Raw genomic sequence first — 15095 nt, 5'->3', positions numbered from 1 at the left:
ATGTTTTTTTAAACATTCAGCACCATAATAGGCTTAAAAGAATAAACAAAGAGTTGCATTATATCGTTTTATAATATGCAATGCATTACTTGTATCGAGAGAACGATCATAGGTGACGTCTATGTCAGTATCTAGATATTCAATTATATATATTTGGAATTCTCTCTTTTTGTTATTATATTTGTCTATATAAAAACAATATTAATAAATAAATTTTATCATCATGAGTACTTCAACATTAAAAGAAAAAAAGAATGTATCAGTAAATGCTGATATTGCAAAATTTGTTGGAAAGATGTTTTCTTTCAACAATAGTTTAAAACTTTATCATTGGCACGTTACAGGCAAGGGCAGCTATGCGCAACACATTGCATTAGACCAAGCCTTGGAAGACCTTCTTGACGTTACAGATCGTCTTGTAGAAACATCTTATGCAGTAAAGGGCGATTTAGATATTGTAATTCCTGAAACAGCTAATCCTGCAGACATAGTAAAACATGCCGAGGAGTTTTTCAAATATACTGAATCTCAGAGAGAGTTGTTTGCAGAAGCTTTTACACAGGCAATTATAGATGATTATCAAGAAGCTATACAGCAATTGCTTTATCGCCTAAAACGTCTCCAATAATTGATCAATAGTTTCCGCAATGATAATAATATTGAAAACGGGAGTCTAGAATAATAGACTTCCGTTTTTTCATTTAAAAGAGAAAACGAACATCTTTAATTTCATATATTTGCAAATAGGTAAAAACTATACCTAAGTATTAAATGGTAGGCTATGAAATTCTATAGATTTTTTGCTTTGTCTCTTTTAATCATACTTTCTTTTCAAATGAAGGGAGAAAATGGTGTAATATATCAGAAAGAAGACTCTTTAATCTTTGTTCGCTACATTGAACAGTTTAAACCGCAGAAAGATCTTCTCTTTAATGAGCTATTGGTAAAAACTGCTAAGTTCCTCCTTGGCAAGCCTTATGTTGCATCTACTCTGGAGGCTTCAGACAACGAAACTCTCATTATAAATCTTAGAGAGCTGGACTGTACTACTTTTGTCGAAAATTGTATTGCTCTCACACGTGTCATAAAATCAGGAGATAGTTCTTTCGAGAATTACTGTTCTTGTTTAATCAATATGCGTTATCGTGGTGGAGAAATTAAAGGCTATACTTCTCGTCTTCATTATACAAGTGATTGGATATATGAAAATGAAAGAAACAACTTATTAAGAAATATCAGTACAGATATAGGAGGTAAAATTATAAATCATCCGCTGAGTTTTATGTCGGGACATCCTCAATCGTATAAGCACCTGAAAGATAATGAGGCAAATGTCTCAAAAATGAAAGAAATAGAAAGAACAGTGAATAACAGGGATAATTATAGAATCATTCCTGTTGAATCTATATCTAAAAATAAAGAAAAAATAGAGAGTGGTGATATTGTTGTATTTGCGACCTCACTTCAAGGTCTCGACTATTCTCATATAGGTATTGCATATTGGCAAAACGGAGAACTTCACTTTATACATGCGTCGAGTAAGCAGAAGCAGGTTGTGATAGAGAAGAAGACTTTGGTTGAGTATTGTGCCGACTCAAAAAGCTGTTCAGGAATAAGTATACTCAGGATCAATAATTAATAAAATGGAGCAAAATAACAAAGGCTTATTATACGGAATGGGTGGTTGGGCCCAACTTTTCTTTTTTATTTTCTTAGCTTTCTCAGGGCTAATATTAACAACTTTAATAATTTCTCTTAGTGGACACTTGGACGAATTGAACCAATCTGTAAAGATCACAAGGATGGCATTGACAGTCCAGACTGCATTTTTCTTTATCATACCTTCGCTGGTATTTGCTTTTTTATCACAGAGCAATACTAAAGAATATCTGAAAATAGATGAATCTTACAATCTTACTTTTCTACTATTAGGAGTTTGTTTAATAGTCGTAATACAGCCTCTTATCAATTTTATTGGATACTATAATCAGCAGATCGTATTACCCGAATCGATGTCTGCTATTCAGGCTTGGATGAAAGAGAATGAGCTGGCGGCAGAAAAAACGACAGGTCTTTTATTCCTCGATAAATCAATGGCCGGGCTTATCCTAAATTTATTAATTATTGCAGTGGTTGCCGGGCTCGGTGAAGAGCTCTTTTTTAGAGGGTGTTTGCAGCAGATTATACAAAAAATAGTAAAGAATCAACATTTTGCCGTTTGGATAGCTGCGATCGTTTTTAGTGCAATGCATTTTCAGTTTTATGGATTTATACCACGTGTGTTACTCGGAGCTGTTCTAGGCTATATGTTTGTTTGGTCAGGGACAATCTGGATTCCGGTTGTGGTACATACTGTAAATAATGTAATAGGAGTTGTACTCGCATTTGTATATTATGGAACACCTCAATACGAAGATTTGAGTGTTTACTCTTTGGAGAAAAATATGTGGATTACGATACTTAGCCTTATTTTTACTGTTATCCTTATAATATTTATGTACAAGAAGCGATATAAGACTCCTGAAAATGCGGAATTACGTTAAGTTTTAGTGACAAATAGTTATATTTGCATCTTTATATTTGTATACTGCTATGAATGTAACAGAAGGAAAAGACGGATATGGATTTATGATTGATTGGATAATTCGCATTGGCGATTTACTTCTTATCAACATATTTTTTTTAACAGCATTCTATATCTACCATGAGCCGATACATATGACAACTGTGTATTCCGAAGAGTTCATGATCGCATTTTTGCTTATAAACTTATGCTATTTTTTTGTAGCTTCTTTTGTGAATGTTCAGATTGCAACCAATGTTATATATCTAGATAATATCGCGCAGAAATCTACTATATTCATTGCGCTATATGCATTCTTGGTTACTACCGGATTTTCTGTATTCAATGTGGTTTCTATCCCTGTTATGCCATGGATTATCGGCTTCTTTATCCTCGCTACATCGTTTATCATTTGGCATATTATTTTCAGAATAGCCCTAAAGTATTATCGTAGAAAAGGCTATAATTATAGGCAGGTTGTTATAATTGGAGGCGGTACGAATGGGATAAAAATACATGAGTCTCTTTTATTTAGTGACTTTGGATATAAAGTAATGGGTTTCTTTGATGATAATCCTGATAAGAAAGATGTACTGCCAAATTATTTAGGCAAAGTGTCTGAAGTGAGGGCATATGTTCAGCAGGTGAAGATTGATGAAATCTTCTGTACCTTACCTAATAACAAGGAAGAGACGATAGTGGATCTAATTACTTATTCTGAAAAGAATATGATTCGTTTCCATTTAGTTCCTGAGTTTCATAAATATATAAAGCGGCGTTTTGCTCTAACGTTCTTAGAGTCTACTCCAATTCTTAGTCTTAGAAACGAGCCTTTGCAGCATTTTTCTAATAGATTGGTAAAACGGTCTTTTGATCTTATTCTTTCTGTATTTGTCCTCCTTACAATATTTCCTATTGTCTATATCATATTTGGAACAATAATCAAGGCAACATCCAAGGGGCCGGTCTTCTTTAAGCAGAAAAGAACAGGAAAAGGAGGCAGAGTTTTCAACTGTTATAAATTCAGGTCTATGCGACCGAATAAGGAAGCAGACAAACTACAGGCTACTTCAGGAGATCCGCGCGTGACAAAAATAGGCGCTTTCATGCGGAAAACAAGTATAGATGAATTTCCTCAATTTATCAATGTCCTAAAAAATGATATGTCAGTTGTAGGTCCACGCCCACACATGCTTAAGCATACCGAGCTTTACTCTTCCATTATCGATAAATTTATGGTACGCCATTTGGTGAAACCCGGCATTACGGGGTGGGCGCAAGTTACAGGATATAGAGGCGAGACCAGAACGGTTGAGGAAATGGAAGGTCGTGTGATTAGAGATGTTTGGTATCTCGAAAACTGGACATTTTTCCTCGATCTGAAAATTATTTATCTGACCATTGCAAATGTCTTTAAAGGGGATCAGAATGCTTTCTAATCATTCATTATTTAATTCCTCTAGCATCCAAAGCCTTGATATATAAAGACCTGTTTCTTAAATGCTCCTGATAATTTGCCGCAAAATTATGATATCCTGAAAAGTCTTCTTTTGCACACATGTACAGATAATCATGTTTTGTATAGTTTAGTACAGCATCTATCCCTTTGATGGATGGAATACGAATAGGGCCCGGAGGCAATCCTTTTACTCTATAGGTATTATATGGAGAATCAATTTCGGTATGCACATTTAAAATACGACGTAGACTAAAATCGCCAACAGCAAACTTCACAGTAGGGTCTGCTTGCAATACTTGCCCGATGTGTAACCGATTCATATATAGACCTGCAACTTTAGGGTATTCATCCGAATATGTACATTCTTCTTCCACAATAGAAGCAAGCGTAGAAACCTCAACAGGAGTCAGCCCTATTTCTTTTGCCTTTTCTAAACGATCTTTGGTCCAAAATTTTTCATATTCTTTCTTCATTCGCTGTAGAAAATTATCGATGGTTACATCCCAGTAATATTCGTACGTGTTGGGTATAAACATGGCCACTACAGTTTGAGGTTTAAATCCGAGTTCTTTGCATTTAGTAGAATCTTCCAGTGTATTGAGTAAAGTCTCTTTATTTATCATTAGCTGCTCTGAGATGCGTTGAGCTAGATCTTCCTTTGTCCGTATATTGTTAAATTTAAGTTTTACCGGAGCCTGATGCCCACTCCGTAAGTCCTTTATTAAATCATATACACTCATGTCCGGCGTTACAGCATAGCGTCCGCTTCTTATATTCGATTTATAATCTAATAAAAGAGCGAGTATGTCAAAGTTTGAGATGCTTTTTATTTTTGCACTATCCTTTATCTCTTGGTGCAATGTATTATAATCTTTGTCATCATCGATATATAGATATACAGTTTTATCTATATTGAATCCGGTGCTAAAAATCCGGTATCCATAAAAGAATAAACCTATAACAAGAATGGCCAGAATAATATATGTACTTTTCTTTTTCATAAATTTTATTCTTTAGTTTATGTTAATCTTTTAATAATAAAGAACTATCCCCATAACTTAGAAAACGATAATCAGAGGAGAGAGCATGTTCATATATATTTTTCCAATTATTGTTGCCTAAAAATGCTGATACTAACAACAAGAGTGTACTTTGAGGTTGATGGAAGTTCGTTACTATGCCATCTACTATTTTGAACTCATAGCCGGGTGCAATAATAATTTGAGTATCTGCAATCAACGTGCTTAGCGAATTCGCCTCTAAATATGCTAAGATATTTTTTAAAGCATCCTTTTTTGATAGCCTGTTGTTCGAATCATTGTAAGGCATCCATTGTGATACGTGCAGATGTGACTGCTTCTGGTTTTCGAGTGATACTCCGATATAGTAGAGGCTTTCCAGTGTGCGAACGGATGTTGTGCCTACTGCAATTACTTTTCCTTCGAATCTTATTAGCTCTTCAATGAAACTCTTTTGTACGGATATAAATTCAGAGTGCATTACATGATCTCCTATTTCATCCGATTTTACCGGGCGAAAAGTTCCGGCTCCTACATGGAGAGTAACCTCTGCCAGTTTCATGCCCTGCTCCTTCAATGACTTCATGACTTCGGGCGTAAAATGAAGTCCTGCTGTAGGTGCGGCAACAGATCCGTCTATTTTGGAATATACGGTCTGATATGTTTGTTTGTCTTGTTCTTCCGTTGCCCTGTTTAAGTATGGTGGAATTGGTAATTCTCCCACAGCATCAAGCAGCTCCGAAAATGTCACTCCTTGATTATCCCACTCGAAGTCTATAACGTGAGCGTCACCATGAGATTTTGTACGGGTAGCCGTGAAATTTACAATTTGCTCGTTTACCTTTATTTGCCGGGTAAGGCTTCCTTCTTTCCACTTCTTTAGGTTACCGATCAAGCATACCCATGAACATTTTACTGTTTGTTGAAAATTGAGCTGATAGTCGTTCGGCATATACGGTTCGAGACAGAATATCTCTATCTGAGCTCCGGTTGTTTTCTGAAAATGAAGCCTTGCTTGTATTACTTTGGTATTGTTGAATACCATAAGGCTATTTTCGGGCAGAAAATTATTTAAGTTACTGAAAACAGTATCGGTTATTTTCTCGTTCTTATATACAAGAAGTTTTGAATTATCCCGTTTAGTCAGGGGATATTTGGCAATACGCTCATCCGGAAGATTATAATTATAATCTTGAATATGTATTTTTTGAGGGTTGGATATTTCCACTTATTACTTTTTTTATCCGACAAAAATAAGGAACTTTGTGTGAATAAAAAAGCTGAATAATAGCTTAAAAAAGAATAATTAAGATTTATGAAGATCGGAGATAAAGTTCGTTTCCTCAATACTACAGGTGGTGGTGTTGTACGGGGATTTCAGGGAAAAGATATTGTGTTGGTAGAAGATGAGGAAGGGTTTGATATTCCCGTTCTTATTCGCGAGACGGTCTTGATAGAGCCTGCAAACGATATGCAGGTAAGACAATCAACCAAGCCTTCTCAGCAGACGTTTGTGCAGCAAACTTCAACGATAAAGCAAGAAGAGGAGTATAAGCCCGAGGAGACAAAAGAAGGAGAGCTGTTGACTGTCAATCTTGCTTATCTGCCTGTGAATATAAAGAGCCTTAGTAGTACAAACTTTGAGTGTTATCTTATCAATGATAGCAATTATTATTTGTCGTACAACTATATGGGTCGGGCTGAAGCAGGATGGGTTAGTAGAGCTACAGGGATTATTGAGCCTAACACGAAACTCTTTCTCGAAGAATTTGAGAAGACAGAGTTGAATGATATAGAGAAGGTTTGTTTACAGTTTTTTGCCTATAAAAAAGGGAAGCCTTATTCTTTAAAAAATACATATTCGGTTGAACTTCGGATTGATACAGTTAAGTTTTACAGGCTTCATAGCTTCAAAGAAAATGACTATTTCGAAGATGATGCTATGCTGTATTCTATTGTTCGTCGCGATTTGGCAGAAAAAGAGTTCATTATTTCTCCCGAAGAAATAGCTTCTGCTATGCATGAGAAAGAAGTCTCGCAACGACCTCGCATACAACCAATCGTAAAAAAAGAAAAAAGTCCGATCATTGAGGTTGATTTACATGCGGATGAATTAATCGATAATACTCAGGGTTTGTCTTCTTCTGATATTCTTGAGTATCAAATCAATAAATTCAAAGAGGTGATGGATGAGAATAAGCGTAACAAAGGGCAGAAGATTGTATTCATACACGGTAAAGGTGATGGTATACTAAAGAACGCTATATTGAAAGAATTAAGCTCAAAATATAAATCAGCATATTATCAAGATGCTTCTTTCCGTGAATACGGTTATGGAGCAACAATGGTCACTATAAAGTAATTTCGAAAAAATGTAATAATTACAGACTAAAATATGAAGAAGAAAATCTTATCACTACTTGTCATCATGGCTATATTTATTAGTTGTGATAGTGTTCAAAAGAGTTTGTCGGGTACATATAACATGATAAACTGCGAGTATAACTATAAATCAATCTCGGGTTTGACTGTTTCGGGTGTTAATTTATCGAATGGATTGTCCGTAACCTCTATACCAAAAGTAACCTCTATCTTGAGTGGGAATGCTTCGTCTATTCCTTTGAATTTTACATTAAATCTGGATGTGAAAAATCCGAATTCATCTGCTGCTATGATGAATGGCTTGCAGTACATAATAAGTGTTGACGATATTCAGCTTACTACCGGCTCTCTGAATCAAGCATTGAGTGTTGAAGCAGGACAAACCAAAACCCTGCCTATTGCAATAGGTGTAGACCTGGCAACTTTGATGAAGAACAACTCTAAAGATGCGGTTGTGAATATTGCTAAAAATTTTATCGGTATAGGAAATAAAGAATCGAAAGTCTTTGTACAGTTGAAACCAACATTCCTTATTGGTAACGTTCCTATCACTTCTCCGTCCTATATACCTTTGGTGTTCAATTTTGGAGGGAACTAAACAGAAGGTTAGATTGTTTATACTTTGTAACCAAACAAGTGGAAATATGGAATATAATATTAAGCATAATGAACTCAAGAATCGTTTTGAGACAGTAGTAGAAGGTCAGATCGCTCTTGTGGACTATCGTGTAAATGACGGAGTTTATGTGGTGACTCACACCGAAGTTCCAAAAGAGCTCGAAGGTAGGGGTATTGCAGCAGCACTGACTAAATATCTGTTAGACTATGTTCGCGAAAACGGACTGAAAGTTCATCCTGTATGTCCTTATACAAAAGTATATATACAAAAACATCAAGAATATAGCGATCTTTTAGCGTAAAGGAAATGTTTATCAAAAAGGATATTAATAGAAAAGCAGCTGATTAGTCAGCTGCTTTTTGTATTGTATATTGAAGCGATTACATAATTCCTTTTTCTCTTAGCTTCAGTTGCCAATTCCATGCTGACTTCATCGTGTCTTCTATGTTTTCTTTGGCAGTCCATCCCAGTACGGTATTTGCACGTTTTGGGTCGGCCCATATCTTTTCTATATCACCTTCACGGCGACCTACTATTTTATAGTTTAATTTCACGCCCGACACCTGTTCAAATACTTTGATAAGCTCTAGGACAGAAACCCCGACACCTGTACCGAGATTAAATATTTCAACCTTTTCCAGTGATTTCTTTCCTGTCATACGATCTATTGCTATCACGTGCGCTTTTGCCAGATCTACAACATTGATAAAGTCGCGAATGCATGAACCGTCAGGAGTGTCGTAGTCGTCGCCAAATACACTTAACTGTTGACGTACTCCTATTGCAGTTTGAGTGATATAAGGCACTAGGTTTTGAGGGACTCCGTTTGGAAGCTCCCCTATTTCTGTCGATGGATGCGCACCTATCGGGTTAAAGTAGCGTAGTATCGTACTTTTTATATCAGCACCCGAGCGTACTACATCCTTTATTATTTCTTCATTTATTTGTTTGGTATTCCCATAAGGCGATTCCGCAGGTTTCACCGGGGCTGTTTCGTCTATCGGATTCTTGTCCGGCTCGCCGTATACGGTACACGAAGATGAGAATACAATGTTTTTGATACCAAATTCAGGCATCAGATCGAGTAGATTGATCAACGAATTCAGGTTGTTTCTATAGTATAGTAGTGGCTTTTGAACTGATTCGCCTACAGCCTTACTGGCGGCAAAGTGTATAATACCATTTATATCCGAATGAGCAGTAAACAATTTTCTCAAACCCTCAATATCGTTGCAGTCTAGTTTTTCAAAAATAGGACGTATGCCTGTTATGCGTTCAATGCCATCAATGGAATCTGCTGTCGAATTAGATAAGTCATCAATAATAACGACAGAGTAACCTGCGTTTTGTAACTCTACTACAGTATGAGAGCCAATATATCCGGCACCACCCGTAACAAGAATTTTTCCTTTCATTTTCAGTGTTTTTTAATTGAGCGTTAAAGATACAAAAAACATGTCGTTTGCAACTATATAGTCCTCTGATCTCAACGAAACTTTTATAAAAATAGATGAACGAGTTTCTTAAATAACAGATCTTTCGAGTAGTTTTACTGTCATATTCGTTGCATCCAGTTCTGCTTTTATTCCGATCGGGAAAGTAAAGTTATTATCGATGTGTCCAAATGATAATCCATGCACTGCCGGAATATTTAATGGCTTAATCCGATCCTCGATTACTTCCCTGAGCGTAAATGAATTTGGAGCGGTTGACTTTTCTGATTTGTCACAATCTTTATTAACTCCGATTGCAATTCCGGCAGCTTTAGTTAATTCTCCTGTAGCTATCAGTTGGGTCAGCATTCTGTCAATTCTGTATGGTTCTTCTCCAACGTCTTCAATCATCACGATTTTGTTTTTTAAGCCTATTTGATAAGGAGTTCCTATCATAGAACAGATGAGAGTCAGATTGCCCCCTGTTAGTTCCCCTTTCGCCTTGCCGTGATTTATTGTGTATCGTTCGTATATCTTCTCTTCTTCCGCTTTCAGGAGATCTTCCGGTGCACTTACTATTGTATATCTGTCGGTCGGATTAACTGCAATATCTTTGAATTGTTTTCTCGAATAATGGTTATCCAGTAGCTTAGCTACAGGGCCATGAAATGTTATCAGTCCTGTCTTTTTATATATCGAATTGATGAGGGCCGTATCGTCGCTAAATCCCATAATAAGCTTCGGGTTCTTCTTAATTAGGTTGTAGTCTACCATATCAAGAATTCGGGCACAACCATATCCTCCGGCAGCAAAGATTATTCCTTTTATTTCAGGATTTTTAATCATATTGTTAAATTCCTCGGCTCTTTCTTTGTCCGTTCCACTAAAATAGCCATACTGGTCGAGGATCTTTTCTGAATATACCGGCTCAAAGCCAAGTTGCCTTATATTCTCTATGGATGATTGCAACCCGCTTTCGCTTAACAGCCAAGCCGGAGCCATCAGCCCGACTTTATCGCCGAGGTTTAATCTGGCGGGTTTTATAACTTTATTCGTTGCTTTGTATGATTCGTTTCTTGCTGCCAATTTGTAGGGAAGCAGCGAAACCAAAGACAAACCAATCCCTACATTTAAAAAGCTTCTTCTATTCATATCTCTTGTTTATGATTTTGCGGGAACATTTATCTTCCGTAAGATCATACGCGTTAATGTTTTGACGAATAACTAACTTAAGACAAAGATATAATATTGTCACTGTTTTCGCTTCAAGATTTTAATATTCTTCATTGACTAAAATTTGAACAGACCCCAATTAAGCTCTTAATCCTCAAAAAAGAATCTATCTGAAAGTGCAAAATGCATAACCTTCAACTTATAACTCACAACTTACAACTCATAATCCAAAAAAACATATCTTTGTATCTTAATTTTTTTATGAAATGAAACATTTTGTGTCTTTTATTTTTATTTTATTTATGTTCGCCTCCTGTTCGTCATTGGATAGTGACGCAAAAAAAGCGGCCGAACTGAATAAAGAATCCTTGAAATATGTAAAAGAACTTGATTTGGAAAAGGCGGAAAAATTATATATGGAAGCTCAAGAAATCATATCTGAATACAAGGGCACGGATAAAAATGAGGAATTTCTGCAAGCATATTACAAGTACCTTACAGAAGAAACAAAAGCAAACTAATCTGGGAATAAATAAAATCCTATACTTATATGTCTGAAAATACGTTGAATACGGAAGAACCTAAGAAGAGTCTTAATTTTATAGAGGCTATTGTTGAGAATGACCTGAAAGAAGGTAAAAATGACAGCCGTGTACAGACTCGTTTTCCGCCCGAACCGAATGGATATTTACATATCGGGCACGCAAAAGCTATCTGCATAGACTTTGGTATAGCACAGCAGTATGGAGGAGTATGTAACCTTCGGTTTGATGATACCAATCCTGTAAAAGAAGAAGTAGAATATGTAGATTCTATCATGGACGATATACACTGGTTGGGATATGACTGGGCAAATGTATATTATGCATCCGATTATTTCCCTCAGTTATGGGATTTTGCAGTACAATTGATAAAAGAAGGAAAAGCTTATATAGACGAACAATCGGCCGAAGAAATAGCGAAGCAAAAAGGAACTCCTACCGAACCCGGAGTTGCCAGCCCATATCGTGACCGTCCTATTGAGGAGAGCCTCGATTTATTTCAAAAGATGAACGAAGGTGTTTTTGAAGAAGGAAGTATGGTACTTCGTGCTAAGATAGATATGGCTGCTTCGAATATGCATTTTAGAGACCCTATCATATATCGTATTATCAATCGTCCGCATCATCGTACCGGAACTACATGGAAGGCTTATCCAATGTATGATTTTGCACACGGACAATGCGATTATTTCGAAGGTGTGACTCATTCGTTGTGTACGCTTGAGTTTGTACCTCATCGTCCACTTTACGATTGGTTTATAGATCAGTTGGCAACAGACAGCTATCGCCCTCATCAATATGAATTCAATAAATTGCAATTTACATATACTTTGCTTAGTAAGCGCAATTTGCGAGCGATGGTAGAAGAAGGTATTCTTAGCGGTTGGGACGATCCTCGTATGCCTACCATTACCGGATTCCGCCGAAGAGGATATACTCCTGAGTCTATTCGTATACTAATGGATAAGATAGGTTATACGAAGTATGATGGTGTTAACGATATTGGCTTGTTTGAGTTTGCTATACGAGAAGACCTCAATAAAAAAACGACTCGTGTATCAGCTATTCTTGACCCTGTTAAGCTTGTGATTACAAACTATCCTGAGGATAAGACAGAAGTGATGGTGGCTCAGAACAATCCTGAAGATGAAAACTCGGGAAGTCATGATATCTTGTTCTCTCGTGAACTGTATATAGAGCGTGACGACTTTATGGAAGATGCTCCTAAGAAATATTTCCGTCTTACGCCGGGTAATGAAGTGCGTTTGAAAAATGCTTATATCGTAAAATGCACAGGCTGTAAGAAGGATGAGGCAGGAAATGTGATAGAGGTATATGCTGAGTATGATGAGCTCACAAAAAGCGGTATGCCCGAAAGCGGACGCAAGGTGAAAGGAACTATACATTGGGTTTCCGTTCAAGATTCTTTCGATGCTGAGGTGCGTTTATACGACCGCTTATTTATGGTTGAAAATCCAGCTGATGATGGAAGAGATTTCAGAGAGCTTTTGAACCCTGATTCATTAAAAGTACTTAAAGGCTGCAAGATGGAGTCTTATCTCAAAAGTGCGGTGGAAGGGGATAAATTCCAGTTTCAACGTACAGGCTATTTCTGCGTAGATAAAGATTCTACTCCCGGGAATATGGTCTTTAATCGTACTGTGTCTCTTAAAGATTCTTGGGCAAAGGCAAAAGATAAGTAATTAATTTTATCTATTATATAGTATTGCGTTCTTTACGTTGTGGAAATATTTCAGGCGTATGGAACGCAATTGTTTTTAGGTGGCAATTTGAAGTATCGTAAAAAGTGTCACTTTTTGGGTGATCAGTAAAATGCTTGTGTATTCCATATTTTTGTTATAATTGGATTGCGTTAGGTCTTGGGGTATATGAACATTAGCCCGATGGCAGAAGCTTTGGTTTTAAATTCATTAACTATAACCAGGTGGATTAAAGATTGATATTGCAAGTTGCACTGAAACAACCTAAAAAAGAGTTACCTTTGTAGCCTTTTATGGATTAATTATAATAATGTCGAAAAAAGATATATCAATACTCGTAACAAAATATGAGCAGTCGGTAGAGTCGGGCAAGCCTATTTATCTTGATGCAGACGAATTTGACGAACTGGCGGAATACTATGATTCTCTAGACAAAACAGATGCAGCAAGGAGGATTGTTGATGCCGGGCTTACCATACATCCGGCTAATAGTTCTTTGCTGGTGAAGAAGGCTAAGTTTGCGGTCTACGACGGTAAATATACGGAAGCTTTAGAGATCATAAATATGTCGTCATCGGAATATGACTTTGATCTGTATCTGCTTAAAATAGAATGCTACCTCCAACTCGAGCTTTATATGGAAGCATATAAGCTGACCGAAGAAATGCTAGACAAAGAAGAGGATGAAGATCCTGAAACGATCTTCGCCGAGCTGGGTTTTCTCCATGTTGAGGCTGACTGTTTTAAGGAGGCTGTTTCTTACTTTGAAGAGAGCCTGAAGCATAATCCCGAAAATACAGATGTATTGTCTGATCTGGCCTATTCATACGAAATGCTCGACAATTTTGATGCAGCAATAGAGACTACAAATAAAATTCTGGATATTGAGCCCTATACGTATGAAGCTTGGGTTAATCTGGGAAAGCTATATTCCCTCAGAGAGGAGTTTGAGAGGGCGATAGACGCATTTGACTTTGCTCTTACCATTAACGACTCGGATGACAATGTACTGAAGTTAAAAGCACACTGTTTATCATTGGCCGGAAGGGCTGAAGAGGCGATTGAGATCTTTAATGAACTGCTGCAAACGAGTTCAGGGGATAGCTCTATACATTTTCTATTGGCAGAATGCTATCAGTCTCTTGATATGTTTGACGAAGCTTTGTCGGCTCTCGAAGAATATGAAAAGCTGAATGGAGAGACTTCCGAATCTATTTCGAGAAAGGCATACGTTTTTCTACAACAGAAAGAATATAATAAGGCTTCACAGATAGTGCAGAAGGCACTGGCCTCAAACCCTGATTTTTTTGACCTGAATATGATAGCAGGGGAGATTGAGTTTAAGCAAGAGCGCTATGACAAGGCAAGAGAGTATTATTTAAATATCTATACTGAGGATAACGAAAACTTTCACCTGACCGACAGGCTAGCTCTGGTTAGCATCAAGGAAGAGGATTATGAGAAGGCTGCTTATTATACAGAAAAGCTGTTAGATCTCGATCCTAATAATCTGGCGGTGAAAGAGCGATTGGCTTTGCTCTATTTTGAGATGGACGATAATGAGCATTTCAATGAAATACTCGATCAGTTTACCGATAAGGAGCTTCTTTCATTGTTTCAGCTTATTTATATTCCACAAAATCCGAACTTATTTGATAGAGATACTTTGATAATTTATCTGAATAAAGCTCGTGAGGCAAGAACTCTATTCAAAAATTTGAAATATTAACATTTTCCCATCATTGTGTATAGTGTATTATTTTTCAGATTATTATCTATCAAGTATAATGATGAAGAATAGCGAATTGAAGGAATGTAGGGAATTTTTTATTCCATTTATTTGGTAAATAAATATTTTCAACTACCTTTGCACTCGCTTTGATAAAGCAACAGGGAGATTCCGTAGCTCAGCAGGTAGAGCACATCACTTTTAATGATGGGGTCCTGGGTTCGAGCCCCAGCGGGATCACTAGCAAATGATGTAAAAAGAAGTAAAACCTTGATTTTCAGTAGAAAGTCAAGGTTTTTTCTTTTGTCCAAATAGGCAGAAAAGGGCAATTTACGGCTCTTCCCTAAAAGTTGTGGACTAGGCATAAATATTCGTTAATCTAAATAAAAAATAGGGTATATGCTTTACTCCTCTGAGCGTAGCTCTAAATGCTTTAATCTTGGCATTGAAAGATT

The 15095-nt window shown here is 36.8% G+C and carries 14 protein-coding genes, 1 tRNA gene and 1 pseudogene; 11 read left to right on the top strand and 5 right to left on the bottom strand.

The window, feature by feature from the left end:
• Positions 1–223: 223 nt before the first annotated feature.
• The 4 genes from LDB17_RS12765 (at position 224) to LDB17_RS12750 (ending at position 4002) form a co-directional block, all read left to right on the top strand.
• Complete coding sequence (locus LDB17_RS12765) at positions 224–628, top strand: DUF5856 family protein (protein ID WP_006841719.1); 405 nt, start codon at positions 224–226, stop codon at positions 626–628.
• A 153-nt stretch (positions 629–781) separates the two neighbouring features.
• Positions 782–1639: an N-acetylmuramoyl-L-alanine amidase-like domain-containing protein gene (locus LDB17_RS12760; protein WP_252637752.1), complete on the top strand. Its 858-nt coding sequence runs from the start codon at positions 782–784 to the stop codon at positions 1637–1639.
• Between the two features lie 4 nt (positions 1640–1643).
• Positions 1644–2543 (top strand): CPBP family intramembrane glutamic endopeptidase, encoded by a 900-nt coding sequence (locus LDB17_RS12755; RefSeq protein ID WP_252637751.1) that lies wholly within the window; start codon positions 1644–1646, stop codon positions 2541–2543.
• 49 nt (positions 2544–2592) lie between these two features.
• Positions 2593–4002, top strand: a complete 1410-nt coding sequence (locus tag LDB17_RS12750) for an undecaprenyl-phosphate glucose phosphotransferase (RefSeq protein ID WP_252637750.1) — start codon at positions 2593–2595, stop codon at positions 4000–4002.
• A gap of 7 nt (positions 4003–4009) precedes the next feature.
• On the opposite strand, the gene mltG is transcribed toward LDB17_RS12750, so the two are convergent.
• On the bottom strand, positions 4010–5023 hold the full coding sequence (gene mltG / locus LDB17_RS12745; RefSeq protein WP_252637749.1) for an endolytic transglycosylase MltG: 1014 nt from the start codon (positions 5021–5023) through the stop codon (positions 4010–4012).
• A 22-nt stretch (positions 5024–5045) separates the two neighbouring features.
• Positions 5046–6269: an S-adenosylmethionine:tRNA ribosyltransferase-isomerase gene (locus tag LDB17_RS12740; protein ID WP_252637748.1), complete on the bottom strand. Its 1224-nt coding sequence runs from the start codon at positions 6267–6269 to the stop codon at positions 5046–5048.
• Between the two features lie 87 nt (positions 6270–6356).
• Here LDB17_RS12740 and LDB17_RS12735 point away from each other — a divergent pair, with 87 nt between their 5' ends.
• The 3 genes from LDB17_RS12735 to LDB17_RS12725 are packed head-to-tail and all read left to right on the top strand — an operon-like array spanning position 6357 to position 8343.
• A complete protein-coding gene (locus tag LDB17_RS12735) occupies positions 6357–7403 on the top strand; it encodes a DUF2027 domain-containing protein (protein WP_252637747.1) in 1047 nt (348 codons plus the stop codon).
• Between the two features lie 33 nt (positions 7404–7436).
• Entirely contained in the window at positions 7437–8021 is a 585-nt protein-coding gene (locus LDB17_RS12730) for an LEA type 2 family protein (RefSeq protein ID WP_252637746.1), read from the top strand.
• A gap of 46 nt (positions 8022–8067) precedes the next feature.
• Complete coding sequence (locus LDB17_RS12725) at positions 8068–8343, top strand: GNAT family N-acetyltransferase (protein WP_252637745.1); 276 nt, start codon at positions 8068–8070, stop codon at positions 8341–8343.
• A 79-nt stretch (positions 8344–8422) separates the two neighbouring features.
• On the opposite strand, the gene galE is transcribed toward LDB17_RS12725, so the two are convergent.
• On the bottom strand, positions 8423–9457 hold the full coding sequence (gene galE, locus LDB17_RS12720) for a UDP-glucose 4-epimerase GalE (RefSeq protein ID WP_252637744.1): 1035 nt from the start codon (positions 9455–9457) through the stop codon (positions 8423–8425).
• 108 nt (positions 9458–9565) lie between these two features.
• On the bottom strand, positions 9566–10627 hold the full coding sequence (locus tag LDB17_RS12715; RefSeq protein ID WP_252637743.1) for an LD-carboxypeptidase: 1062 nt from the start codon (positions 10625–10627) through the stop codon (positions 9566–9568).
• Positions 10628–10914: 287 nt separating this feature from the next.
• Between LDB17_RS12715 and LDB17_RS12710 the strand changes: the two genes are divergently transcribed.
• The 4 genes from LDB17_RS12710 (at position 10915) to LDB17_RS12695 (ending at position 14880) form a co-directional block, all read left to right on the top strand.
• Entirely contained in the window at positions 10915–11169 is a 255-nt protein-coding gene (locus LDB17_RS12710) for a hypothetical protein (RefSeq protein ID WP_135105462.1), read from the top strand.
• Positions 11170–11198: 29 nt separating this feature from the next.
• Entirely contained in the window at positions 11199–12893 is a 1695-nt protein-coding gene (locus tag LDB17_RS12705; protein ID WP_252637742.1) for a glutamine--tRNA ligase/YqeY domain fusion protein, read from the top strand.
• Positions 12894–13221: 328 nt separating this feature from the next.
• Entirely contained in the window at positions 13222–14640 is a 1419-nt protein-coding gene (locus LDB17_RS12700) for a tetratricopeptide repeat protein (RefSeq protein WP_252637741.1), read from the top strand.
• Between the two features lie 167 nt (positions 14641–14807).
• Positions 14808–14880, top strand: a tRNA-Lys gene (locus LDB17_RS12695).
• A gap of 117 nt (positions 14881–14997) precedes the next feature.
• On the opposite strand, the pseudogene LDB17_RS12690 reads toward LDB17_RS12695, so the two are convergent.
• Positions 14998–15095 (bottom strand): annotated as a pseudogene (locus LDB17_RS12690) (ISL3 family transposase); the annotation flags it as partial.

Source organism: Dysgonomonas sp. Shenzhen-Wh21 (assembly GCF_043392705.1).
In the GTDB taxonomy this organism is placed as follows: domain Bacteria; phylum Bacteroidota; class Bacteroidia; order Bacteroidales; family Dysgonomonadaceae; genus Dysgonomonas.
Note: the sequence above shows the minus strand (reverse complement) of the source record. Positions and strands in the feature narration are given on the sequence as shown.